Raw genomic sequence first — 23,901 nt, 5'->3', positions numbered from 1 at the left:
CGGTGGCCATGAATGTCAGTCGAATGTCACTGGAAGTAGATCGGGCCGGTCAGCTTGAACTGGGTCTGGTACTTCGACGCTGCGTTTTTCACCTGCCCATTCGGCTGTACCGCGGAGAACCGCATCTCGATGACCGGGTAGTTCTGCACTTCGTTCATGATGTCCAGCCCGCTCAGGCCACAGGTCTCGCTGATTGCGAACTGATCCTTGAGGCCGACGCTGTAGTTCGTGGCGGCGGCGGCGGTCGGCTGGACGGTGGCTTTCAGGGCCACGTTGCAAGCCTTGCCGTCCTTCTGGTTGAAGTGACCGAGGAAGAGTTCGACGTTGAACTTGTTGTTGGCCGCGCCGAACCACTCGGGATTTTGCGCAAGGTTGAAATGCAGCGCCGACTGGATCTCGAGCTGCAGGCCTTTGGGCGCGGCGCCCGGCGCGGTGAGAGCGGTTTCCTTGACGCCGGCCCGGTACGTGCCGTCCGGCGACAGGAGATCGGCGTCTGCGAGGCCGGCTGCGAAGAACTGGAACGACGCGCGGCTATACCACCATGCGTCCGGCGGCGCATCGGACGTTGCCGTGAAGGTGAAGCTGTCGCCGGAAGCAGCGCGATCGCAACTGTCGCACCACCATTGGTTACCGAAATGGCCAATGAGGCCTTCGTTGGTGTTGTCGGTGTCCTTGTAGCCGGTCAGGAACGTCATCTTGGCCGGCAGTTCAGTACCGATCGGAATGTTTTTCTGCATGAACTGCGCCATCGCCACCGACATCGTATCTTTCCCCGTCACCAATGCCGGCAGATAGAAGTCATTACCCTCCTGCTCGGCGACGACGGTGCACATCCCGTTGGCAAGCTTGGTCATCGTCGTCCCGCTGACCGAGCACACGTCAGGCGTCTTGCTCGTGAATTTCGCCGGCAGGCCCGAGGTGAAGGTGGCGGACAACTGCACCGGCTTCGTATCGAGCGGCTGCCAGCCCGGGTTCGGGAACTTGGCGATCATCTGCGGGTTCTTGGGAACGACGAAGATCTGGCGCTGCGAGACCGGCGCGTAGCCGTTGGCACCGGCCTGCGTGGCGGTCACCGAGCACTCGCCCAGTTTCAACAGCGTCAGCTGATCCCCGCTGACGCTGCAAACGTCCGGCGTGTTCGACGTGAACGTCACGGCGCCGCCGGAACTCGCCGTCGCCTTCAGCGTGGCCGTTGCGGAGTTGGGCGGCACGCCGATCAACGCCTCGCCCGAGAACGGGAGCTGAAAACTGATGGTCTGCTCCGCGCCCCCGTCAGTACCGCCGCCGCCGCCGCCGCCGCAGGCGCTCAGAAGTGCGATGCAGCCGAGTGCAATCGCAGAAACATGGAATTTCATCGCTTCTCTCCTCATGGTGTTGTTCCTCTCTGTCGTATTGATGCGTTTTTCACGAGCCCATGGCTCCGTACCGCGTGAGGACACGCGTCGGGCGAATGCTTCCGAAGGGATGCACTGGACTGGTATCGGGACGGGAATGCCCGGGAGCGCGGGGCTCCAATCGTGCTTCAACCGTTATTGTTCTTTATATATAACGGACATTCTCATGATTTATGATGCCATTGGCAACGGCATGGCCACAATTACAATAACCTTTAAGGCAGGACATGAAATTCACCAGCCGTTGGGTTTTTGCCGATTACACGCGGGGAAACACGCCCCGGCTGTGTTGTTGATTTGCAACGTCGAACGACTGCGAACCTAAGCTTTACCGCGCGCTCTAACACCTGCCCCGGACATCGACCGGACGCAGGAGCGTGACCATGGCAGGCATCGTGCGCATCGACGACGAAGTGATCACGACGGATGACTTCATCCGTACGCTGAAGCTGAACGGACAGTTCGAAGGCCTGGTCGAGCAGATGGTGCGCGACCGCCTCGCGGCGCGCGCCGCGCGGCAGGCCGGCCTCGTGCTCGCGCCCGAGCAGGTCCAGGAACGTGCCGATGCATTCCGCCGCGCGCTGGGCCTGCATCGCGCGGCCGACACCAACCACTATCTCGACGCGCTCGGCGTTTCGCTGGACGAGTTCGAGGCGTACATCATCGACGGCCTGTACCAGGAAAAGATGCTGGAGCAGGTGTGCAGCGAAGCGGCCGTCGCGCAGTATTTCAAGCTCAATTCGCCGCGCTTCGACAGCGTGGAGATCAGCCACGTCGTGCTCGATTCCGAAGGCGCGGCGCGGGAGATGTTGTCGGTGCTGCAGGAGGAGCCGGAGGCATTCGCCGAGATGGCGCGCGAACACGCCGTCGACGAGGGCACGCGCCAGCAGGGCGGCGTCATCGGCAAGGTGTTGCGCGGCTCGCTCAAGGGCGACATCGAGGCGCGCGTGTTCAATGCGCGCGAGGGCGAACTGCTCGGACCGTTTCCATCCCCCGATGGCGCGTGCTGGGAAATTTTTTGCGTCAACGCGAAACACCCGGCCACGCTCGATGCCGACACGGCCGCCGAGGTACGCCGCCTGCTGCGCGAAGCGTGGCTGGTGGCGCGCGCGCAGGAGCACGTGATCGAAGCGTGTCCAACGCGCTGAGCCTGGCAGTCATCATGGAAACGCCGTCCAGAGCGCCGCCGTCCACGGATTTCCTGGCATCCGTGGAGATCCTGTCGCCGCTCGCGCGCGAGGCGCTGGAACAGCTGGCGGACGCGGTGCAGGTGCGCCATTACGCGTTCGGCGAGACGATCTGCAAGGCGGGCGACCCGGCCGAGGGGCTGTATGTGGTGAAATCCGGTTGCGTGCGCGTGTTCTCCGAAGAGCACGGCAAGGAGCTCAGCATCGGCGTACGCAAGACCGGCGAGACGTTCGGCGACATCGCCATGCTGCGCGACGCCCACCATGACTTGTCGGCACGTGCATCGCTGAAGACGGAGCTGTGGCTGATCCCGCGCGCGGCGATCGAGCCCGTGCTGGCGCGCAATCCGCAAGCCCTCGATTTCGTCACGAGCTATGTCGCGATCGGTTCCGCCGGCGGCCTCGTGGCGCGCCTGTTCGATTTGCGCGGCAAGGTCGGCAAGGAAGAACTGGAAGAGATGGTGCGCAGCGTGGGCGTCAAGCGCGTCCCGGCCGGCAAGGAAATCCTCAGGCAGGACGGGCGCGACGACCGCCGCCTGTACGTGCTGCGCCAGGGGCAAGTGAAACTGGTCTACCACGACGGCGCCGACGAATTGACGTTGGCCACCCTGCAGGCGGGCGACATGTTCGGCGAGAAGGCGTGTTTGATGCGGCAGGAACAGATGGCGTCGGCCGTGGCGGTATCTGCCGCTACCCTGCTCGTCATCCCCGAAAAGACGGCACACATGATCCTCGAGCGCAACGCTGGCCTGCGCGAAGTGCTGGAAGACCGCATCCGCTTCGTCGAACGGGAGCTGGAGCGACAAAAGAAGCTGGCCGAGCGCCGCAAGCGGCCGCTGCGGCTGGACCTCGCCGAGCCCGAGTCCGGCGAGCGCGTGATCCGCCGTTTCGCCCTCGTGGAACAGGCGGAGGAGATGGATTGCGGCGCGGCCTGCCTCGCCATGCTGTGCCGCCACTACGGCCTGCAGATTACGCTCGGCAAGCTGCGCGAACTGGCCAACGTCACCACGCAGGGCGCGACCCTGGACAGCCTCGCGCGCGCGGGCGAGACGCTCGGCTTCTCGGCGCGCGGCGTGCAGTGCACCTTCGATGCGCTGCAGGGGTTCGAGTTGCCCTTCATCGTGCACTGGGAGGGCTACCACTACGTGATCGTGTACGGCATCTCGCCGCGCACCATCTGGGTCGCCGATCCGGCGGTGGGTTTCCGCAAGATGTCCGTCGAGGAGTTCGAGCGGGGCTGGAGCGGCACCTGCCTCGTCTTCACGCCCGGCCAGGACATGGCGGCGCAGGCCGCCCTTCGCTCGCCGTGGCTGCGCTTCGTGGGCTATCTGCGGCCGTATCGCAAGATATTGCTGCATCTGTTCCTGGCCACGTTCGTAATCCAGATGCTGGGCATCGTGCCGCCCCTGATCATCCAGAACATCCTGGACGGCGTGATCGTGCACCAGAACGTCAGCCTCCTGCATCTCCTGATTGCCGGGCTCGTCATTTCAAATGTGTTCTCGCAGCTGATGGCGACCGTGCGCGCCTACCTTGCCAACTACATGGTGCGCAATCTCGACTTTTCGATGATGGCCGGGTTTTTCAAGCACACGATGTCGCTGCCGTTCTCGTTCTTCGCCAAGCGCAAGACGGGCGACATCGTCGCGCGCTTCCAGGAAAACCAGACGATCCGGGCCTTCCTCACCGAATCCACCGTCACGACGTTGCTGAACCTCTTGATGGTGTTCATCTATTTTTCCATCCTGTTCGTCTACAACGTCAAGCTGACCTTATTGTTGATCGCGTTCGTCATCCCGATCATGGCGCTGACGATCCTGACGACGCCGCACATCAAGCAGTACGCGCGCGACGTCTTCAACGCCTCCACCGATGCGCACGCCTTCCTGATGGAGGCGCTGGGCGGCGTGGAGACGATCAAGGGCATGGGCAGCGAGCGCCCCGTGCGCCTGAAGTGGGAAAAGAAGTACGTGAAGGCGCTCGACACGCAGTACCGCGCGCAGCAATTCAACATCCTCGTCGGCCTCGCGAGCCAGTTGCTCAATGCGGGCACGACGATCGCGATCCTGTGGGCCGGCGCCAGCCTCGTCCTCGACCACGAGCTGACGATCGGCCAGCTGATCGCCTTCAACGCCCTGATGGGCAGTGTGCTGGCGCCGCTGATGGGGCTGGTCGCGCTGTGGAGCCGGCTGGCGGACGCGGGCGTTGCCATGGAACGCCTCGGCGACGTGCTCGACATCGAACCGGAACAAAAGCCCAGCGAGGCGGCCAGCCGCGTCGTGCTGCCCGACCTGCGCGGCGACGTCAAATTCGAGAACGTGTACTTCCGCTATGGCGGCAACGACACGGCCTATGTGCTGGAAAACATCAGCATCGACATCCGCCGCGGAGAACTGATCGCCATCGTCGGCCGCAGCGGCTCGGGCAAGACGACGCTGGCGAAACTGCTGGTCGGCTTTTATGCACCCACGGACGGCAAGATCCTCGTCGACGGTTACGACATGAGCGCGATCGACAAGGATTATTACCGCGCCCAGGTCGGCTACGTCATGCAGAGCAATCTGCTGTTTTCCGGCACCATCGCGGAAAACATTGCGAGCGGCGACGAGAGCCCGGACCGGCGCCGCATCGAGCAGGTCGCGAAGATGGCCGATGCGCACGCCTTCATCAGCAAGATGCCGCTCGGGTACGAGCAGGTGGTGGGCGAGCGCGGCGTCGGGCTGTCCGGCGGCCAGGTGCAGCGCTTATGCATCGCCCGCGCGCTGTACCAGGATCCGCGCCTGCTCGTGTTCGACGAGGCGACGTCGGCACTCGATACGCAGTCCGAAAGCAACATCATCGCGAACATGCACGAGATCCTCGCGGGACGCACGGCCGTGATCATCGCACACCGGCTCAGCACGATCATGCGGGCGGATAAAATCGTCGTGCTGTACGAGGGCGGCATCGTCGAGCAAGGCCGGCACGACGAGCTGCTGGCGGGGCGCGGCATGTATTACGAGCTCGTGCAGAAGCAATTGGCCGCAGCTTGATTATCATGAAACTGTTCAACCAGGATCTGCCGCAGGGCGCATCGTCGATGTCATACGCGGGCTTGCTGGAGCGCCTGGAAATCCTGCGCTCGACCCTGCGCTGGGCCAGCCGCCTGGACCGGCCCGACATCGAAAAGCTGCTGCGCCAGGCGAATGCCGTGCGCGACGAGGTCATGCAACTGTCGCACACGGAGCGTTTCATACAAGCAGTCGGCAGCCAGGCGGCGCCGGAGCCGATCCCGGGCGAGCGCCGCCAGGCCCTGCTCGCGCGCAGCTTCGTGTTCGAAGGCACGTTCGGCGACAACCCACGCCTGCTGGACGCGCTCGAGATCGCGGAAAAGGCGGCGCCGACCGACCTGCCCGTCCTCGTCGACGGCGAAAGCGGTACGGGCAAGGAATTGATGGCCAAGGTGATCCATGCGAACGGCGCGCGCGCCGACAAAGCGTATATCTCCGTCAACTGCGGCGCCATTCCCGAGAGCCTGATCGAATCGGAACTGTTCGGCCACAAGCGCGGCGCCTTCACCGGCGCGGCGACGGACCGCAAGGGCAAGTTCGAAAGCGCGCACAAGGGCACGATCTTCCTGGACGAGATCGGCGAGTTGCCGCTGCAGGGACAAGTGAAATTGCTGCGCGTGCTGCAGTCGCACGAGATCCAGCGCGTGGGCTCGGACGAGACGATCGCCGTCGACGCCCGCATCGTCGCCGCCACCAACAAGAATCTGCGCCAGCTGATCGAACTGGGCCAGTTTCGCGAAGACCTGTTTTATCGGCTCAGCGTGATCCACGTGACCTTGCCGCCGCTGCGCGAGCGCAAGGACGAGATCCCGCTGCTGCTGGCCTATTACGGTGACGAGGCGGCCGAAGCGTTGAAGAGGCGGCCGGTCGCGCTGACGCCGGTCTTGCGCGCCTTCCTGCTCGACTACACCTACCCCGGCAACATCCGCGAATTGCGCAACCTGATGTACCGCCTGGCCTGCCTTGCCGGAGACACCGCGGACATCGCGCACCTGCCCGAGGATATCCGCCCCGTTGCGCCTGCGCGGATCGAGACGGCCGCACCGGATCCGCCGGCCTCGCTGGCCGAAGCCAAGCGTGCGGCCAGCGACGACGCCGAGCGCGCGTGCCTGGAACGCGGCCTGAAGGACGTCGGCGGCACCGTGGCCGAACTGGCGCGGCGCTGGGACATGAACCGCTCCCATTTGCAGATCCTGCTGAAGAAGCACGGCCTGCATTCGAAGGATTTTCGCCGGCATTAGCAACGATTCACAAGGAGGGATTGAGGATGGTCTGGTCGGCCTCGACGTCGTCCGCGCGCACGACGATGACGGAGATGTTGTCGCGTCCACCGGCTTCCAGCGCGAGCCGGACGAGCGTATCGGCCGCCTGCGCGCAGTCGCCGCCGGTCAGCGCGCCGAACATGGCCTCCGGGCTGACCGCATTGCTCAGGCCATCGCTGCAGAGCAGGAAGATGTCGCCGTCGCTCACTTGCACCTGCACTTCGTCCAGCTCCAGGGCCGCGGTCGCACCGAGCGCCCGTGTGATCATGGTCGCGCCCGGGTAGGCCGATGCGTCGGCAGGAGACAGGTGGTTCCGCGTTTGCAGTTCCTCGAACTGGTTGTGATCGCGTGTGAGCTGGTGCAGGCTGCCGCCGCGGCAGAGATAAATGCGGCTGTCGCCGGCCCAGACGCAGACGGCGGTGCGGCCGGAGGCCAGCAGCAGGACGAGTGTCGTGCCGATGACGGGCACGTTGCGCGCGGCAGCCTCCGCCACGAGCAGGCCGTTCACTTCGAGCAGGCACACGCGCGCCGCGGCGACGGCTTGTTGCAGCGCGTCTTCCGGCGGCAGCGCGTCCAGCGCCTCCACCGTCATCCGGCTCGCGATTTCGCCGAACGCGTGACCGCCCATGCCGTCGGCGACGGCCCATAATCGCCGCGCCGGCCGGTCCAGCACGGCATCCTCGTTATTCGTGCGCACCAGTCCCGTGTCGGTGCGCGCCGCCGAGGTCCAGCGGAGTTGCAGCGTCTCGCCCATCAGACGTGTCCGTTGTTGGTACTCCGTTCATCCACGCCGACGGTCACCACCGCGTTCGGCGCCGAATTGCTCACGCTGACCGTCTGGAACTGGTTGATCATCTGGTCCGCGTAATTGTTGATCTGGTAAAAATTGATGACAGGTGAAGCGCGTAACTGCTCGGGCAGATAAGCCTGGATCCAGCCGAAGCACCACGCCGCGCCGTCGCCGCCGCGGACACGCGCCATCGCGCGCGCGTCGAGGGTGCGCTCGACGCGAAGGTCATCGATCCTGATGTGCGCCATGTGGGCCTCCTGATTGAAAGACAGCGGCTGGTCGTTTTGGTTCATCGGTTTGGCGGGAACCGTATCAGGTTCCCGCCCTCCCGGGTCAGATCACCGCGATGTTGTTCTGGCCGAACTGGCTCGTGTTGTTGTTCGCGGTCACGCCGTTGACGAAGGCCGATCCGTTCGCAGTCGCGTTGACGACGTTCTGGAACTGGGTCAGGTTCTGCGTCGCGTCCACCGTCGTACCGTAGGTCGGCGACGGCGAGGGCAGCGGGTACCAGGACGTCTGGCTCATGTTGTAGCCACCGCGTACGGCGGCCATGGCGCCGTGGTCGAGTTCGGCGGTGACGGACAGGTCTTTGATGATCAGGGTTTTCATGATGATGCTCCTTAAAAAATTACAGCGGGACGACAGCGTTATTGGTAGCAAATTGCAGTGGGTTCAAGGTCACGGCGGGGGCCGTGAAGCCGTCGCCGATCACACTGTTGTTGAGCACGTTGACCTTGATGTCCTGGACCTGGGCGATGCGCTGGTCGAGGTTCAGGTTGACGTTCACGTTCGGCCCGAAGGCCTGGCCTCCGCGGATTGCGGACATGGCATGCGTGTCCAGTGCGCGGGTGCGGGTGAGGTCCTGGATGACGATCGACGACATGGTGTTCTCCTTAGATGACCAGCAGGTTGTTCTGGCCGAATTGCGACGTGTTGTTGTTCGCCGTGACGCCGTTCACGAAGGCCGAGCCGTCGGCCGTCTCGTTGAGCACGCTCTGGATCTGGGCCAGGTTTTGCGTCGCGTTGACGGTTTTCGAATACGTCGGCGACGGCATCGGGTACAGCGAGTACGACGGGCTGCTCATGCCATGGCCACCGCGCACGCTTGCCATTTGCTTGTGATCCAGTTCGCAGCTCTGGGCCAGGTCGTTGATGATCAGGGTTTGCATGACGTTCTCCTTACAGGACGGCGATGTTGTTCTGGCCGAATTGATCGGTGTTGTTGGTGGCGCTGACGCCGGAAATGAAGGCCGAGCCGTTGGCGGTCAGGTTCTTCACGTCCTGGAACTGCATCAGGTTCTGGTTAGCCTTGATGGACGAGTCGTACGACGGGCTGTACATGGTCGACCAGGGCGTGGACGTGGCGCCGTGGCCGCCGCGGATGGCGGTCATGTCGCTGTGGCTCAGTTCGCAGGCGGCGGCGAGGTCTTTGATGATCAGGGTTTTCATGTTGATTCTCCTTGCGTCAGTGATTTGGTTGGAAGAGCGTTTGATTTGCGCTCACCAGGGTATGAGCAGAATGCGTGCCAGCCAAAAAAGCCCGTAAAAACAGGCTGTCTGGCTGTTTGGAAGGAGAACCTGGCGGGCACGGACCAACACCGCGCCGTATCTGTTGGATCCAGCCGAACACCGAACCTGAAGGTACAAAAAAACCGCCCGGCTGGCGGACCGGGCGGCATGGTGATCGTACTAAACGGTTTATATGGTTTATCTGGAAGGCGGCTTGCCCGGCTTCGCCTTCGTGCGGAAGTCGACGATCCGCTGCGGTTGCGCGGGCCGCAGCACACCCGCGTACGAGCGCAGGCGCGAGCCGCCTGAGATCGCCTGCATTGCCTTACGGTCCAGGTCCGTGTTGTCGGACAAGTCCTTGATGGTGATGATTGCCATGTCGTTCTCCTGAATGGGGAATGCCGGCCCGGCCATCGCGAGATGACCGGGCCGGCATGAGTGACAGATTAAATTCGCGTTGGTTCCGCTCAGTGATCCATTTAATGAGCAACCACCGCGTTGTTCTGGCCGAACTGGCTCGTGTTGTTGTGTACGGTGACGCCGTCGATGAAGGCCGAGCCATTCGCGGTCGCGTTCGTCACGTTCTGGAATTGCTGCAGGTTCTGGTCGACGTCGACGGTCGAGTTGTAGCTCGGGAAATAGACCGGCATCGGGGACAGCCCATGCGACGGTTGCTGCATCTTGCCGTGACCGCCACGCACGTGCGCCATCGCGCCGCGGTCCAGTTCGCAGGTGAGTGCCAGGTCTTTGATCGACAGCGTGTTCATCGTGTTTCTCCTTGAGTGGATTGGGTTGGTTGGCGAGCCGCTTTCGTTGTGCTCACCCTACTCTTTGCGAGAACCGTGCCAGCACTTTTTTGCGCCCATTCGCGGCGTTTTATCGGGTATCGGGTGGGTTCGGTCCAACACTGGCAGTGACGCCGTTTGGCCGGGAACAACACATCGTCTGTGCGGTGAATTTGCACACGGCGCACCTGTCAGAGGAAGACATGGACAACCTCGCCGATACCCTTCGCCAGTTCCAGAGCGGCACCCTCGGGCAAGCCGAGATGTTCGCGCGCGTCGACCGCCTGCTGGCCAGTACGCCCGAGAGCGTCTCGAACCTGCTCAAGACCCTCAACGACGCGCATCGCCGCGCGCCGCTGCCGGCCGAGGTCTATGGCGAAGTCGAGCGCCGCATCGCGCAGGCGATCGAGGCGCGCCAGCGCCAGCGCGAGCGTGTCAGCGACGAAGAAACCTATGTCCAGACGAAACCCCTGCAACCGCCGACGCAGCCCGCGGGCATCGCCGGCCCGCCGGGCGCGGCGGTCGAGCGCATGAAAGGCGTCGGCGACACGCTCAACGGCCGCTTCGTGCTCGAGGAATGCGTCGGCTTCGGCGGCATGGGCACCGTCTACAAGGCGCTCGACCTGCGCAAGCTGGAAGCGTCGGACCGCCATCCCTATATCGCGATCAAGGTGCTGAACGTACAGTTCCAGGGGCACCCCAAATCGCTGATCGCCCTGCAGCGGGAAGCGCGCAAGGCGCAGACGCTGGCCCATCCGAACATCGTGGCCGTGTACGACTTCGACCGCGATGGGCCGATGGTCTACATCACGATGGAATACCTGCAGGGCAAGTCGCTCAGCCAGATGCTGCGCGCGCCCGATTTCCACGTCCTGCCGTTCGACGAGGCGATGAAGATCGTGAGCGGCATGGGCCGGGCGCTCGCCTATGCGCACGAGCGCGGCTTCGTTCACTGCGACTTCAAGCCGGCCAACGTGATCCTGACGGAGACGGGCGGCGTCAAGGTCATCGACTTCGGCATCGCGCGCGTGTTCCAGAAGGCGGAAGAGGACTCGGACGTGACCGTCTTCGATCCCGGCAGCCTCGGCGCCCTGACGCCCGCCTATGCGAGTCCCGAGATGCTGGAAAACCGCGAGCCCGATCCGCGCGACGACATCTATGCGCTCGGCTGCATCACGTATGAATTGCTGACGGGGCGCCACCCGTTCAACCGGCTGTCTGCCCTCCAGGCGCGCGATGCCGGGCTGCGTCCGCAGCGGCCGCCCGGACTCGGCCACAGGCAATGGCGTGCGCTGCGCAATACGCTCGCGTTGCGGCGCGAGCTCCGCACGCCCACCGTCAACGGTTTTTTGAAGGAGATCGGTGCGCGCGACACGCGGCGCCGGCAGCCGCTGCTGATCGGGGCGGGAACCGCGCTGGCCGCCGCGGCCGCCGCACTGGTCGTGTTCGTCGCGCTGCGCCTGCTGTTGCCGCGGCATGGCACCGCGCCGGCCGCGCAGGGGCCGCCCGCGTCCGTCGCCGCCACGCCGCCGCCCGCACATTCGCCACCCCCTGCGCCTGCGCCGCCGCCGACCCTGGCGGCCGTCTCCACCGTGCTGGCCGGCGTGCCGTGCTCGGCGCTCGTGCCCGCCATCGATGGGCGTGTCGTGAGCGTGCAGGGCTATCTTGCGCACAGCGTGGGGCCGGCGCGCCTCAAGACGATGCTGGCGGCACTGCCGGGCGTGACGCGGGTCGAGCTGACCCTGCACGACGTCGACGATGCGAAGTGTCCGTTGATGCGCGTCCTCGGCCGCTACTGGGTCGCGTCGCGCACGGCCGGTGTGTCGCTCCGCCTGAACCCGGGCAGCGGCCGGGGCGGCAACCTGGCGGCAGGCGATACGCTGATGGTCGACGTGGCCACGCCGGACTACCAGTCGTACGTGTCGGTCGATTATTTCGCCCTGGACGGCAATGTCGTCCACCTGCTGCCCAATGCGGCCGCGCGCGAAAACCTGGCGCCGCCGCGCTACACGGCCACCATCGGCAGCCTCGGCAACTGGGTGATCGGTCCGCCGTTCGGCACCGACATGCTCGTGCTGGTGACCACGTCCGTGCCGCTGTTCGAAGGGCTGCGTCCGGATGCGGAACCGGGACCGGCGTATCTGCGCGCCCTGGACGAGCGACTTGCCGCGATCGCCAGGGCACATGGCGCGATCGGCGTCGACTTTTTGCAGATCACCACGCACGCGCGCCGCTAGCCATCAATCGAGCGACCGCGCGACCCGGAACCCGTTCTGCGACTGGCGCACGCTGGCGTCGTATTTGAAACGCGTGGTGGACAGCATGTAGCTGCCGTTTTCGCGCCACGAACCGCCACGGATGACGCGCGCCTGGCAGTTACCCTCGACCCAGGCGCTGCCGTCGGCGGGCGCCCCCTTGTACGTGCTGTGCCAGCAATCCTGCACCCATTCCCACACGCTGCCGTTCATGTCGTTCAGGCCGAACGGATTGGCGGGGAAGCTGCCGACCGGCGGCGGGCGTTCCTCGCTCCAGGGCATGCCGCAGCCTGCGCAACTCGAATTCCCGCCTTTCATCTCTTGCCCCCACCAGTAGCGGGTCGTGGTGCCGCCGCGCGCCGCGTATTCCCACTCGGCCTCGGTCGGCAGGCGGTACGGCTTCCCGCTCACCGTGCCCAGCCATTTGAGGTACAGCTGTGCCTCGTCCCAGCTGACGTCGCGCATCGGCAGGTTCTCGGGCACGTTGCCCAGCGACGGCATCGTCGGACACACGCTGCCCCGGACGCACTGGTTCCACTGCCCCACCGTGACCTCGTACTTGCCGATCGCGAACGGCGTGTGCAGCGCCACCTTGTGCGCGGGGCGTTCGGATGGATCGCTGCTGTTGTTGCCCATCATGAACGGCCGCGGCGACAGCGCGACCATCACCGGGCAGACGTCGCAATCCTTCATCGTGGCAACGGAACCGGCCGGTCCCGCTGCGGGCGCCTCTTCACGGCCGCCGTCGACGGGTGCCGGCACAGGGCGTATTTTGTGGTCGGGCGGCCGGGTCGGCTGCGCTTGCGGTGGCGGTTTCGGCGCGGTCTTCGTCTGCGGCGGCGTGCCTGAGGGCTTGCTCTCGGCCGGCTTCGCAGGCGCGGGCGCGGGCGCGGGCGGCGGGGCAGCCTTCAGCTGCTGGATGCGCGTGCGCGCCAGGCTGGCGAAGCGCCCCTTCGGATAGGCCTGCAGATAAGCCTCGTAGTCGCCGACCTGCTTGCTGTCCTTGACGGAATTCCAGAACGCCAGCTCGAACTGCTCGGCGCTGTTCTTGGGCAGGACGCCCGCCACCTGGAACGTCGTGGGCAACCCGTGCGCACGCACGGGCGCGACGGCCGCCAGCGCCATCAGGCTGCACAGGATCAAGAGCCTCATCCACACAGGCCGCCTCCGCAAATGTCAGGAAACCGCTTAGACCACTGGCCGCCGCGATTGTGCCGGCCGCACGTTTGTGCTGGCACAGGTGCCATGCATCCCGGTTGACGGATGCTGCCGGAACAGCGGCCCGCACGGCGGGCAGGAGAGGTCGATGCGCAAAACAATTGTCTTGATACTGAGCGCGGTGGTATTGCAGGCCGTGCCCGTGCTCGCACGCACGCCGTCGCCCGAGAACGCGCAGCTGTATTTCATCTGGCCCAGCGACGGCATGGTCGTCGGTCACGCGTTCTGGGTGCGGATGGGCTTGCGCAACATGGGCATCGCGCCCAAGGGCACGGACATCGCGAAGACGGGCCACCACCACCTGCTGATCGACACCGACCTGCCCGAGAACATGGACCAGGCCGTGCCGAACGACCGCAACCACCTGCACTTCGGCGCCGGCGAAACGGAGGCGAGAATAGAACTGCCGCCGGGTTCGCATACGCTGCAGCTGCTGTTGGCCGACAAGGATCATATTCCGCACGATCCGCCGGTCTACTCGAAAAAGATTACGGTCACGGTCAAGTGAAACAGGAGCCCCCATGCGCATACGACTGGCAGTCCTCCTTTTCGCAACCGCCGTTTCGGTTCTCGCCGCCGAGCCGACGCCGGCGCCGCCCAACGCCTACCTGTACATCGGCTGGCCCAACGACGGCCAGGTGGTCGCATCCGGCAAGCCGATCCGCGTCTGGTTCGGCCTGCGCAACATGGGCGTTGCGCCGAAAGGCGTGAAATTTCCGAATACGGGGCACCACCACCTGCTGATCGACACGGACGCGCCCGGACCCGGCGTGGAGATCCCGAACGACCGCAACCACCTGCACTTCGGCGCCGGAGAAACGGAGACGACGATCGAGCTGCCGCCCGGCAGGCACACGCTGCAGCTCGTCATGGGGGACGACCAGCACGTCACGTTCGAGCCGTCCGTCCAGTCCAGAAAAATCACGATCACTGTGAAATGATTTGCGAACTGTAGCGCGGCGTCACTGTCTTACAGGTCTCAAGGCGAGGACGACATGGCGATCGAACCGGCACAGGAACCCTATGCAGCACCGCCCGTGGAAGGCGGCGTCAGTGCGTATCTCGAACTGCTGGGCGGGCGCGACGTCCGGCCGCGCCTGTTTCCGCTGCACGACGAGGTCGTGATCGGACGCGATCGCCAGGACGCGCTCGCGTCCGACCAGTTCATCTGCATCCCGCTGCACACGATCAGCCGCCGCCACGCGCGCGTGCGGCGCCGCGGGGACGCCTGGTCGGTCGAGGATCTGCACTCGTCGAACGGCACGTTCGTCAATGGCGAGCGGCTGCAGCCCGGGTCGTGGCACGTGCTGGGCGACGGCGACGAACTGGCGCTCGCCTCCACCCAGCTCGTGTTCCGCTCGCTGGTCGCACCCGGCGCGGCCAGCATGCCGACGGTGATCAGGAAGTCGGTCGACGTCACCCAGTACGTGCCGGCGGCCGGCCCGCGCGATGCGCCCCGCGGCGAGCTCGAGAAATCGGTGCTGAAACTGCATGCGATGGCCCAGGTCAGCATCGCGCTGGGCGCCGTCACCGACCGCGCGACCTTGACCGAAAAGATCATGAATTTCATCTTCGACCTGTTCCCGCTGGCCGAGCGCGCGTTCATCCTGCTGCGCCAGAACGAACGCGATCCGCCCGTACCGGTGGCGGCGCGGCGGCGCAACGGCATGGTCGAGGATCCGAGGCAGGCGCGCCTGTCGCACACGATCGTCGACGAAGTGTTGGGCAGGAAGCGCGCGATCCTGTCCGTCGATACCTTGGCCGACCGCCACTTCGCCGCGCAGGATTCGATCGTCGCCCAGGCGATCCGCAGCGTCATGTGCGCGCCGCTGATCGTGGGCGAGGAAGTGCTGGGGCTGATCCAGGTCGACAGCTCGTCCGACCCGCGCGCGTTCCAGGAGGCCGACCTCGAACTGCTGACGGGCGTGTGCGCGGAAACGGCCGTCGCGCTCAAGAATTTCCAGCTGTATTCCGACATCGAACGCCTGCTCGACGGCTTCGTGCGCGCGTCCGTGCAGGCGATCGAGGAGCGCGATCCCGTCACGGCCGGCCACTCGTTCCGCGTGGCGGGCTATGCCGAGCGCCTCGCCACGGCGCTCGACCGCGCGCAGGATCCGGACGTGCGCCGTATTGCCTTTACGCGCGAGCAGTTGCGCGAGATCCGCTATGCTGCGCTGCTGCACGACTTCGGCAAGGTCGGCGTGCGCGAGCACGTGCTGCGCAAGGAGAAAAAGCTGCACCATGCCGACATGCGCCTGCTGGAACAGCGCTTCCTGTACGCACGCGCCTGCCTGGAGCGCCAGGCCTATCACACGCTCGCGCAGCGCCACATCGACGAGGGCTGGAGCGCGGCGACGTTCCGGGCCGAAAAAGAGTCCGCCGATGCGCGCCTGGCCGAGGAAGCGGCGCGGCTCGACGGCTTCCTGGCCACGATCCGCAGCGCCAACGAGCCCGCCATCTCGCGCAGCAGCACCCTGCCCGATTTGCGCGACATCGTCCACTACGGCTGCCACGACCCGGACGGCCATCCGCTCGCGCTGCTGGAAGACCACGAGGTGGCTGCGCTGAGCCTGGCGAAAGGCTGCCTGACGGCGGACGAGCGGCGCCAGATCGAGGAACACGTGGTGGATTCGTATTCGTTCCTCGTCCTGATCCCGTGGACGAGAGACCTGGCCGGCGTGCCCGCGATCGCGCACGGCCACCACGAGAAGCTGGACGGGTCCGGTTATCCGTCGGGCCTGCGCGGGCCGCAGATCAGCATCCAGACGCGCATCCTGACGATCTGCGACATCTACGATGCGCTCACGGCCGGTGACCGGCCGTACAAGAAGGCGGTGCCCGTGGAACAGGCGCTGGACCTGATGCACGAGGAATGCGACGCGGGGCATATCGATGCGCGCCTGTTCCAGGTGTTCGTCGACGCCCGTGCATGGATGGCGCCATGACCGGCCGTCTCCTTTGCCTGGTTGCCGCCCTGCTGCTTGCCGCTTGCGCGGACGTCGGCATGCGCCCGTACGCGCGGCCGTCCGTGCCGGCCAAGACGGCGTGGGCGAACTCGGCCAGCTTGCCGCTGTCCAAGACGGAGCTGATCGTGCCGGACTGGTGGCACGAATTCCGCGATCCCTACCTCGACCAGCTCGTCAGCCGCGCGCTCGCCGGCAATGTCGACCTGGCCGTGCTCGCCGCGCGCATCGGCGTGGCCAACGCGCAGATCGGAGAGGCGCGGGCAGGCGCGCTGCCCACGCTCGACGCGGGTGCGGGCGCGAGCTTCCAGAAGGTCACGGGTCAACCGTTCACGAAGCAGTTCAACCTGGCCACGCAGACCAACTGGGACATCGATATCTGGGGCAAGGTCGAAAAGGGCGTGCAGGCGCAGAAAGCCGAGTTTTCCGCCACCGAGGCCGAGTGGCGCGCGGGTTATCTGAAACTCGTGTCGGACGTGTCGACGACGTATTTCCAGATCCTGCAATTCGACGAACAGATCGACCAGCAGCGCCAGACGCTGGCCCGCAACCGCGACATTCTCACCACGTACCAGGCGATGGAGCAGAACGGCCTCATCCCGCACACGCGTGTGCTGCAGCAATCGGCCGAGGTCAACCGCCTGAGTACGGAGCTGATCGAATTACAGCGCCTGCGCGCACTGGCCGGCAATGCGCTGGCGACCTTGATCGGCGTACCGGCCGGCGACTTCCAGATGCCTGCCGGCCGCCTGCAGGAGCGGGTACGCTTGCCCGAGGTGCCGGGCGGCCTGCCGTCGCAATTATTGAAGCGCCGGCCCGACGTCGTCGCGGCCGAATACCGCGTGCTGGAAGCGTACGACCTGACGGGGCAGGCCAAGCTGGCGCAACTGCCGTCGATCAGTCTGACGGGGCGCGGCGGCACGTCCAGCTTCGCGCTGTCGACCTTGCTGAAATCGTTCACGTTCGGGCTGCTGCCCAGCATTAATTTCCCGATTCTCGACCCGGGCGTGAAGGCGCGCGTGCGCACGAGCGAGGCGCAGACGAAGGTGGCGGAGCAGGCGTATCGCCAGACCGTCATGGCCGCGTTCGAAGACGTGGAAAACGCGCTCGTCAACCTGGAGGCGCACAAGAAGCAGCGGGGAGAATTGCAGCAGCAGGTCGACCAGTTGCGGCTCGTGGCCAGCACGACGGATGCGCAGCGCAAGGAGGGCGTGGCGTCGCAGCTGGAAGTGTTCGAGACCGAGCGCACCCTGCTCGGGGCCCAGCTGGCGCTGCTCGCCAACCAGCAGCAGGTCCTGTCCGACACGGTGACGCTGTACAAGGCGCTGGGCGGCGGCTGGCCGCCGGTGGAGGTGGCCGATGCGGCGCAGCATTGAAAGACGCTCCGATGGCGCCTGACGAAGTCCTGGTCGGCAAGATGCAGGCACCGCCTCTTCAACGCGTCGGCATCGTGCTCGAACCGCTGAACCATCCCGAGCTCGGTCCGCTCGCCATCGACGACGGCCTGTTCGCCATCGGCCGCACCGAGCCGCCGTTCGCCGCGTATCCGCCCGAGATCGTGGCCGATTTGTCGCGCCGCCATGCGCGCGTCTTCGTCGAGGGTGGCGACGCGTATATCGCCGACCTGGGCAGCAAGAACGGCACCACCGTCAACGGCGTGGCCGTGAGGCACGGCATCCTGCGGCTGCACGACGGCGACGAGGTCGGCCTGGCGCGCGTGCTCGCGTACCGGGTGCGGCTGCAGGCGTCGCCGCCGGCAGCGGCGCCGGTGGCGCGGCTCGCCAGTCTCACGCTGGAACCGGAACGCGCCGATCTCGGGCTGGAAGCCATCGTCATCACCAGCTTTCCCTTCCTGATCAGCAAGGTGGACGACACGTTCGCGCGCTACAAGGCGAAGGAACCGCACCAGGTCGGCTATCTGTCGCGCCGCCACGCGCACATCTTCCTCAAGGCGGGCGTGCCGTACGTGGAAGACCTGGGCAGCACGAACGGCACGTTCATCGGCGCAGTGCGGCTCGACGAGCACGCCCATGCGCTGGAGGACGGCGACGTGCTCGCGTTCGGCGGTCATCACTTCGTCTACCGCGTGCGCCTGCAATGGGAACAGGCCGGGCCCGAGCCGACCGTCACGCGGGTGTCGTTGCAGCCGGCGGCCTCCCCCGCGGCGATGGATGCGGACCACACGACGTTCGTCGCGTCGGCCGGCTCCTTCCTCGACATCTTTTGCGCCGACGAGCAGCCCGGCGCGCAGGAAGACGAGGTGAACCCCGCCGCTGCGGAACCGGCCCGCATCAGGCACGACAAGCGCGGGCAGGCCGCCCTGATGACGGCCGCCCTGCTGGATGCAATGGGCGCCGCCGGCGATGCCGACCCCGCGCGCCTGCGCCGCTGGCTGGCCATGGCAGGGGCGCTGGTGGTGGTGCTCATCCTGCTGTTCCAGTTGGCCGGCGCGCCGGAGCGCGCGTTGCAGGGCCTCGTCGACCGCGGCGATTTCGCGACCGCGGCCCGCCTCGCCGACGACCGTCTCGCGCGCGACCCGGACAATGCGGACATGAAGGCGCTGGGCACGGAAGCCCTGCTGAAAGCGGAACTGCCGCAGTGGATGGCGGACCTGAAGGCGCGCCGCTTCGATCGCACCGTGCAGGCCGAGACCCGCATGCGGCGCCTGGGCACCCACAATGCGGATGCCAGGGTGCTCGTGGCGGAAATCGCCTGGGTCGGCGACGTGGAACGGTTCGTCCATGGGCGCGGCGGCGCGGCGGCCCCCGTGCGCGACGCGGCCGACGGTGCGCGCCTGAGCCGGATGGTGCGCCAGTGGCAGGACGAGCAGCCGGCGCACCAGCGCGCGTTCGCGACGATCTCGGCGTACGTCCCGGCATTCCGCGACACGTATGCGCAGGCGGCGAGCGACCTGCGCAAGCTGGCCCTGACAGGAGGCGGCGATGGCAACGAGTGACAAACCCCTGCGCCCGCTGATCGGCGCGCTGGAAGACCACAGCGACGAGGGCATCGGCATCCTGACGGCCACGCCGGCGCGCTTCACGCACCTGGCCATCTACGTGATGGTGGCGCTGGTGCTGGCCGGCCTGGCGTGGTCGTTCTTCGGCCGCGCGGACGTGCTCGTGATGGCGCCGGGCACGCTGGTGCCGGCGTCCGAGGTGCGCCGGCTGTATGCGCCCATCGACGGCGAACTGGCCAACATCTACATCGCCGAGGGGCAGCCCGTGCTCAAGGGCGACGTGGTGGCGCGGCTGTACGCGAGGGGCGCCATCGAGGCGGCGCGCAATGCGCTGGAGGCGCGCCTGAAACTGGAAGACGCGGAGCGCGAATGGAAGGAATTCCCGCAAAAGAAAGCCTTGTTGGACGAGCGGGTGGCCGCGCTCAAGGAAGCGATGGACACGGAGGAACGCCAGCACGAGCGCCGCCAGGCCGAGGGCACGAGCCGCCTCGCCGCCGGCCAGCGCGCGCAGGCGCAGGAAGCGCGCACGAACCTCGACGACGCGCGCCGGGCACGGGATGCGGCGCGCGATGAGGCGGCCAAGTACGAGCGCCTGTTCGCGCTGCCGGGCGGCGGCGGGGTCTCGCAACTGCAGGTGGAGGGCAAGAAGAATGCGCTGCAGGCGGCCGAGAACGCGGTGCGCGTGGCGGAATCGCGCGCGAGCGAGCTCTCCGCGCGCCAGAGCCTGGAGACGACCGAGGCCCGCTCGCAACTGGAGACGAGCGGCCAGCAGCTCGCGAGCCTGCGCCTGCAGTACGAAGCGGCGACGCGCGAGGCGACCAACGTCGAGGAAAAGCTGCGGCTGCAGGTGCAGACGGCGCGCCTGGTGGCGGATGCGGCATCGCGCATCCAGTTCGAGAACATCGACAAGGACAATTTCCTGCGCATCCTTGCGCCCGTGGACGGCGTGATCACGGAGGTGACGTCCACGCAGCCCGGCGACAAGATCCAGGCGAACACCCCGCTGGGCGGCATCGTGCCGAAGAACACGCGGCCCCTGCTGAAGATCGAGATCCCCGAGCAGGACCGCGCCTTCCTTCGCGAAGGCTTGCCGGTGCAGGTGAAATTCAACGCCTTTCCCTACCAGCGCTACGGCATCATCGACGGCACCTTGCAGACCATCGCGCCCGCGACCCGGGCCTCGCCGCAGACGCGGCTGCCCGTGTACGAAGGCCGCGTCGCCCTCGAGCGCGATCACTACACCGTGGGCGACACGTCGTACCCGCTGCGCTACGGCATGACGGCGAGCGCGGAAATCGTCGTGCGCAAGCGCCGCCTGATCGACCTGGCCTTCGACCCGTTCCGCCAGCTTGGCGGGTGATCGCTACTGCGGCAAGCCGTTGTAGCCTTCGGACGCCGCCTTGAGCTGCAGGAAGACGACGTCCGCCGGCACGGTTTCTCCCGCCCGGAGCTTGGTGCGCGGGTCGTCCATGACGGGTGTCAGCATGAGCTTGCCTTCGACCCGGTCGGCGACGAACCAGGATTTCATCGCCGCCACGTGCACGACGAAATCGCCGGCGCCGTGACGATAGCGGCTGACGAGCCGTGCCACGGCCGCGTTGCCCAGTTCGGACGCCCGCCAGCCTTCGCGCGACCCGGTGACGAAGATCGACGTGGCCACCCGGTCGCCGACCTTGACGGGGTACAGGCTGCGGCGGATGTCGACGAGCAGCGTTTCCGGATCGGTGTTCTCGGTAAACGCACGCAGGGCGTCGAGCTGGACCCGGTAGACCTGCAGCGGCTCGCCGAGCGTGGCCTGGCGTACCTCGGCCTCCGACTCGAAACCGAGCGACGCATAGTTGCCGGCATTGACGACCTGCCGGAGCGTGGCCAGGCCATGCTGCGCTGCGGTGTCCTGGCTGTGGTTGGGGCGGGGTTGGCTCGTCTGGCAGCCGGCGAGGAAGAGGACGACCGCAACGACCAACGCGAAAGGAAGTTTGCGCATGTCAGTCACCTTTGTACGTGATGTTGTAATAGTCGTTCCAATGGGTGTGGTCACCCGTACGGCTGACGTAATCGGCATACGTCATGATGGTTTCCGTGCCGCCGGCCAGCGTATCCAGATCCGTATAAGGCTCGGGATCGTTGACGTCCACGTATTGCACGCCATTCACTGTGAAATAGCCTTTTACGACCATCATGTGGCCACCGCCGCCGAGCCAGTGCCAGCTGAATGCGATGGGTTTCTTTTTGCAGTAAATCTGCGATTTGATCTGGCTGAACGTGAGTGCCGTATCGGAGGTCTGGTCGGCCGTAAAACCGTATTTCTCGTATTCCGGCCACCCGCCGTTATTGCAGCTTCCGGAATTATTTTCGCAGCACGTCGCGAGGCCGAAACGGGTATTCGCTTCCACGCATTGGGCGACGTCATGGCCCAGGAAACGCATGGTCATCTGGCCGCTCGCCGCCCAGCACCAGTTCGACGCCTGCTGCGGTAATTTCGGGACGTCGATTGTGGATACCAACGGTGGATTACAACAGGCGGATAAAGTTCCCAATAAAAAAATTCCGCCAAGTATATTTGCGCTTTTCATTACGGCGACCCTCCAGCGAGTTCAATCGTTTATTTCCGGAATCATCCACATATGGATAAACCCTCCCGATAAAGGTATATGCAGATCGGTTGCGAACCCAACCTGATTCCCGTGATTGGTTGAGGCCGCTCATTGATGAATAAAGCCATCTTTTAATGCGGTATCATTGCGCCATGCGCCGCCTGATCCTCATCCTGCTGCTGGTCGTCTACCCATTCCAGGTCGCCCTGGCCGTGGCGGACAAGTGCTGCGCGATGACGCCGGCCGGCGTGAGCCACCACAGCGTCGTCGCGCCGGGCGTAGACGGACCCGTGTTCGTGGCCGACGACGACGGCGCGTCCCTGGCCGACCCGCACTGCGCGGCCTGCACGTTCGGACACACGGCCTGCCTGCCCGCGTCGTTCGTCGTGATACCGGCCGAGCGCCGGCACGCTTCAAGCATCGCCTTCTTCCCGCCCTACCTCAAAGCGCCGCCCGCGAGCCGTCCCGAACGGCCGCAATGGCCTGCCGCCGCCTGACCCGCGCGCGGCGTTGATCCCTCACAAATCCCCGCGCGCCTGAATCGACCATCGGGAGCCTCGAAAAACCGTCGCGAGCGGCAGCAATGTCGTTCGAGAAGCACAGCTGTACGCTAGTACAGCGAGCATCGCAGGACTCGCCGTCCGCGACGATAGGGCAACGCGCAGCAGGTTTTTCGACGCTCCCATTTTCAGGAGCACGCATGAACACATCCAGACAAAGACTGGCGATGTTCGTCCTCGCATCCGCATTGGCATGGCGCTGCGGCGCCGAGCCCCTGCGCGTCGCGGCGGACACCGCCCCCATCGGCTTATCCACAGCGATCCGGCTCGCCCTCGACCAGCCCGCCGCGCGCGCGGCCGCGCATGAGGTGGCGGCGAGCGAAGCCCTCGTCGGCCAGGCCGGCCGCCTGCCGAATCCCGAGCTGTCCTGGCTGCGCGAAGGCCAGCAGGCGGGCACGCGCACGACCACCGTGCAGATCAACCAGCCGATCGAGCTCGGCGGCAAACGCCGGGCCCGCGTCGCCCTCGCCCAGGGCGCAGCCGACGTGGCGCGCGGCGACCGGCTGGCGCAGCGGCAGGCCATCCGGGCCGACGTCATCGCCGCCTATCACGACGTCCTGATCGCCGGACACCGGCTCGCGCTTGCCCAGGCCTTGACGGACCTCGCGCGCCGGACCGTCGACGTGGCCGGCAAGCGCGTGGCGGCCGGAAAAATCTCGCCGATCGACGAGACGCGGGCCCGCCTCGCCGCGGTCGACGCATCGACCGCGCTGACCCAGGCGACGGCCGCACTGGCCATCGCACGCACAAGGCTGGCCGCGCTGGTCGGCCGTCCCGCGGACACCCTGGCGCTGGAAGACGACAGCGACCGGTTGCCTGACGCCGCCCCCATCGAGACCTTGCTGGCCCGCGAATCCACCGCCGTCCGCCGCGCCCGCGGCCAGCTCGCGGCGCGGCAAGCGCAGGCGGACGTCGAGCGGGCGGCGCGCGTGCCGGACGTCACCCTGTCCGTGGGCACGCAAAAGGATGACCAGGCGGGCCGGCGCCAGGCCGTCGTCGGCCTGTCCGTGCCGCTGCCCCTGTTCAACCGCAACGAGGACGCCCTGCGTGCGGCCTTGCGCCGTACCGATGCAGCGAACGACGACCTGGCTGCAGCCCGGGTCGAGACGGCGGCCGCGCTGACGGCCGCCCACACGCGCTACGCAACGGCGAAACAGGAAGCCCGGCTGCTGCGCGACGACGTCGTGCCCGGCGCGAAGACCGCGTACGAGCAGACGCTGAAAGGATTCGAGTACGGGAAGTTTTCCTTCCTGGACGTGCTCGACGCGCAGCGCACATGGTTCCAGGTGCAGACGCGCCAATGGGACAGCCTGGAAACCGCCTGGCGCGCCTGGGCCGACATCGAACGCCTCGCCGGCACCGATCAAGATTGAAG

Annotated in this window: 24 protein-coding genes; 12 read left to right on the top strand and 12 right to left on the bottom strand. The window is 66.1% G+C overall.

The features are described 5' to 3' along the window. Positions 1-26 precede the first annotated feature (26 nt). Positions 27-1,355, bottom strand: a complete 1,329-nt coding sequence (locus tag ASD28_RS22630; protein WP_056133731.1) for a hypothetical protein — start codon at positions 1,353-1,355, stop codon at positions 27-29. A gap of 422 nt (positions 1,356-1,777) precedes the next feature. On the opposite strand from ASD28_RS22630, the gene ASD28_RS22625 reads away from it, so the two are divergent. From ASD28_RS22625 to ASD28_RS22615, 3 genes are read left to right on the top strand one after another with little or no spacing between them, the layout of a single operon-like run. Next, complete coding sequence (locus ASD28_RS22625) at positions 1,778-2,542, top strand: peptidylprolyl isomerase (RefSeq protein ID WP_056133729.1); 765 nt, start codon at positions 1,778-1,780, stop codon at positions 2,540-2,542. A gap of 14 nt (positions 2,543-2,556) precedes the next feature. After that, positions 2,557-5,613 carry a peptidase domain-containing ABC transporter gene (locus tag ASD28_RS22620; RefSeq protein WP_056134762.1) on the top strand — a complete coding sequence of 1,019 codons (3,057 nt, stop codon included), beginning with the start codon at positions 2,557-2,559 and terminating at the stop codon, positions 5,611-5,613. 5 nt (positions 5,614-5,618) lie between these two features. Further along, positions 5,619-6,872 (top strand): sigma-54-dependent Fis family transcriptional regulator, encoded by a 1,254-nt coding sequence (locus ASD28_RS22615; protein WP_056133727.1) that lies wholly within the window; start codon positions 5,619-5,621, stop codon positions 6,870-6,872. Positions 6,873-6,879: 7 nt separating this feature from the next. On the opposite strand, the gene ASD28_RS22610 is transcribed toward ASD28_RS22615, so the two are convergent. The 8 genes from ASD28_RS22610 to ASD28_RS22575 form a co-directional block, all read right to left on the bottom strand. Further along, complete coding sequence (locus ASD28_RS22610; protein ID WP_056133724.1) at positions 6,880-7,647, bottom strand: PP2C family serine/threonine-protein phosphatase; 768 nt, start codon at positions 7,645-7,647, stop codon at positions 6,880-6,882. Then, a complete protein-coding gene (locus tag ASD28_RS22605) occupies positions 7,647-7,976 on the bottom strand; it encodes a hypothetical protein (RefSeq protein ID WP_229412304.1) in 330 nt (109 codons plus the stop codon). Before ASD28_RS22605 ends, ASD28_RS22610 begins: the two co-directional genes overlap by 1 nt. Before the next feature lie 40 nt (positions 7,977-8,016). Continuing rightward, positions 8,017-8,292: a hypothetical protein gene (locus ASD28_RS22600; protein WP_056133721.1), complete on the bottom strand. Its 276-nt coding sequence runs from the start codon at positions 8,290-8,292 to the stop codon at positions 8,017-8,019. Positions 8,293-8,311: 19 nt separating this feature from the next. Then, positions 8,312-8,566, bottom strand: coding sequence for a hypothetical protein (locus ASD28_RS22595; RefSeq protein ID WP_036237151.1), 255 nt, complete (start codon positions 8,564-8,566; stop codon positions 8,312-8,314). A gap of 10 nt (positions 8,567-8,576) precedes the next feature. Continuing rightward, positions 8,577-8,852 (bottom strand): hypothetical protein, encoded by a 276-nt coding sequence (locus ASD28_RS22590; protein ID WP_056133718.1) that lies wholly within the window; start codon positions 8,850-8,852, stop codon positions 8,577-8,579. 10 nt (positions 8,853-8,862) lie between these two features. Next, positions 8,863-9,132 carry a hypothetical protein gene (locus ASD28_RS22585; protein WP_056133715.1) on the bottom strand — a complete coding sequence of 90 codons (270 nt, stop codon included), beginning with the start codon at positions 9,130-9,132 and terminating at the stop codon, positions 8,863-8,865. 258 nt (positions 9,133-9,390) lie between these two features. Next, positions 9,391-9,570, bottom strand: coding sequence for a hypothetical protein (locus ASD28_RS22580; RefSeq protein ID WP_056133712.1), 180 nt, complete (start codon positions 9,568-9,570; stop codon positions 9,391-9,393). Positions 9,571-9,671: 101 nt separating this feature from the next. Continuing rightward, complete coding sequence (locus ASD28_RS22575; RefSeq protein WP_056133709.1) at positions 9,672-9,959, bottom strand: hypothetical protein; 288 nt, start codon at positions 9,957-9,959, stop codon at positions 9,672-9,674. A 221-nt stretch (positions 9,960-10,180) separates the two neighbouring features. Between ASD28_RS22575 and ASD28_RS22570 the strand changes: the two genes are divergently transcribed. Further along, complete coding sequence (locus ASD28_RS22570; protein ID WP_056133706.1) at positions 10,181-12,214, top strand: serine/threonine protein kinase; 2,034 nt, start codon at positions 10,181-10,183, stop codon at positions 12,212-12,214. Between the two features lie 3 nt (positions 12,215-12,217). Here ASD28_RS22570 and ASD28_RS22565 read toward each other — a convergent pair whose 3' ends face one another. Next, the gene (locus ASD28_RS22565; protein ID WP_200949037.1) at positions 12,218-13,384 is read right to left on the bottom strand and encodes a formylglycine-generating enzyme family protein; all 1,167 of its coding nucleotides are present in this window, start codon (positions 13,382-13,384) and stop codon (positions 12,218-12,220) included. Positions 13,385-13,538: 154 nt separating this feature from the next. Here ASD28_RS22565 and ASD28_RS22560 point away from each other — a divergent pair, with 154 nt between their 5' ends. From ASD28_RS22560 to ASD28_RS22535, 6 genes are read left to right on the top strand one after another with little or no spacing between them, the layout of a single operon-like run. Next, positions 13,539-13,958 carry a DUF4399 domain-containing protein gene (locus ASD28_RS22560; RefSeq protein ID WP_056133700.1) on the top strand — a complete coding sequence of 140 codons (420 nt, stop codon included), beginning with the start codon at positions 13,539-13,541 and terminating at the stop codon, positions 13,956-13,958. Positions 13,959-13,971: 13 nt separating this feature from the next. Beyond that, positions 13,972-14,391, top strand: a complete 420-nt coding sequence (locus ASD28_RS22555; RefSeq protein WP_056133696.1) for a DUF4399 domain-containing protein — start codon at positions 13,972-13,974, stop codon at positions 14,389-14,391. A gap of 54 nt (positions 14,392-14,445) precedes the next feature. Beyond that, on the top strand, positions 14,446-16,395 hold the full coding sequence (locus ASD28_RS22550; RefSeq protein ID WP_056133693.1) for an HD domain-containing phosphohydrolase: 1,950 nt from the start codon (positions 14,446-14,448) through the stop codon (positions 16,393-16,395). Then, on the top strand, positions 16,392-17,789 hold the full coding sequence (locus ASD28_RS22545) for an efflux transporter outer membrane subunit (protein WP_229412305.1): 1,398 nt from the start codon (positions 16,392-16,394) through the stop codon (positions 17,787-17,789). Before ASD28_RS22550 ends, ASD28_RS22545 begins: the two co-directional genes overlap by 4 nt. A gap of 11 nt (positions 17,790-17,800) precedes the next feature. Further along, positions 17,801-19,369 carry an FHA domain-containing protein gene (locus ASD28_RS22540; RefSeq protein ID WP_056133686.1) on the top strand — a complete coding sequence of 523 codons (1,569 nt, stop codon included), beginning with the start codon at positions 17,801-17,803 and terminating at the stop codon, positions 19,367-19,369. Continuing rightward, entirely contained in the window at positions 19,356-20,732 is a 1,377-nt protein-coding gene (locus ASD28_RS22535; protein ID WP_056133682.1) for an HlyD family efflux transporter periplasmic adaptor subunit, read from the top strand. The genes ASD28_RS22540 and ASD28_RS22535 overlap by 14 nt, the downstream gene beginning before the upstream one ends. A gap of 3 nt (positions 20,733-20,735) precedes the next feature. Here ASD28_RS22535 and ASD28_RS22530 read toward each other — a convergent pair whose 3' ends face one another. Together ASD28_RS22530 and ASD28_RS22525 are read right to left on the bottom strand one after the other, a co-directional pair. After that, positions 20,736-21,356, bottom strand: a complete 621-nt coding sequence (locus ASD28_RS22530) for a hypothetical protein (protein ID WP_056133678.1) — start codon at positions 21,354-21,356, stop codon at positions 20,736-20,738. Position 21,357: 1 nt separating this feature from the next. Then, positions 21,358-21,945 (bottom strand): papain-like cysteine protease family protein, encoded by a 588-nt coding sequence (locus ASD28_RS22525; RefSeq protein ID WP_082577627.1) that lies wholly within the window; start codon positions 21,943-21,945, stop codon positions 21,358-21,360. A gap of 173 nt (positions 21,946-22,118) precedes the next feature. Here ASD28_RS22525 and ASD28_RS22520 point away from each other — a divergent pair, with 173 nt between their 5' ends. Together ASD28_RS22520 and ASD28_RS22515 are read left to right on the top strand one after the other, a co-directional pair. Then, entirely contained in the window at positions 22,119-22,463 is a 345-nt protein-coding gene (locus ASD28_RS22520; RefSeq protein ID WP_056133672.1) for a hypothetical protein, read from the top strand. A 203-nt stretch (positions 22,464-22,666) separates the two neighbouring features. Then, positions 22,667-23,899 (top strand): TolC family protein, encoded by a 1,233-nt coding sequence (locus ASD28_RS22515; RefSeq protein WP_160407135.1) that lies wholly within the window; start codon positions 22,667-22,669, stop codon positions 23,897-23,899. Positions 23,900-23,901 lie beyond the last annotated feature (2 nt).

The sequence above is a fragment of the Massilia sp. Root133 genome (genome assembly GCF_001426525.1).
Taxonomy (GTDB): Bacteria; Pseudomonadota; Gammaproteobacteria; order Burkholderiales; family Burkholderiaceae_D; genus Telluria; species Telluria orientalis.
Note: the sequence above shows the minus strand (reverse complement) of the source record. Positions and strands in the feature narration are given on the sequence as shown.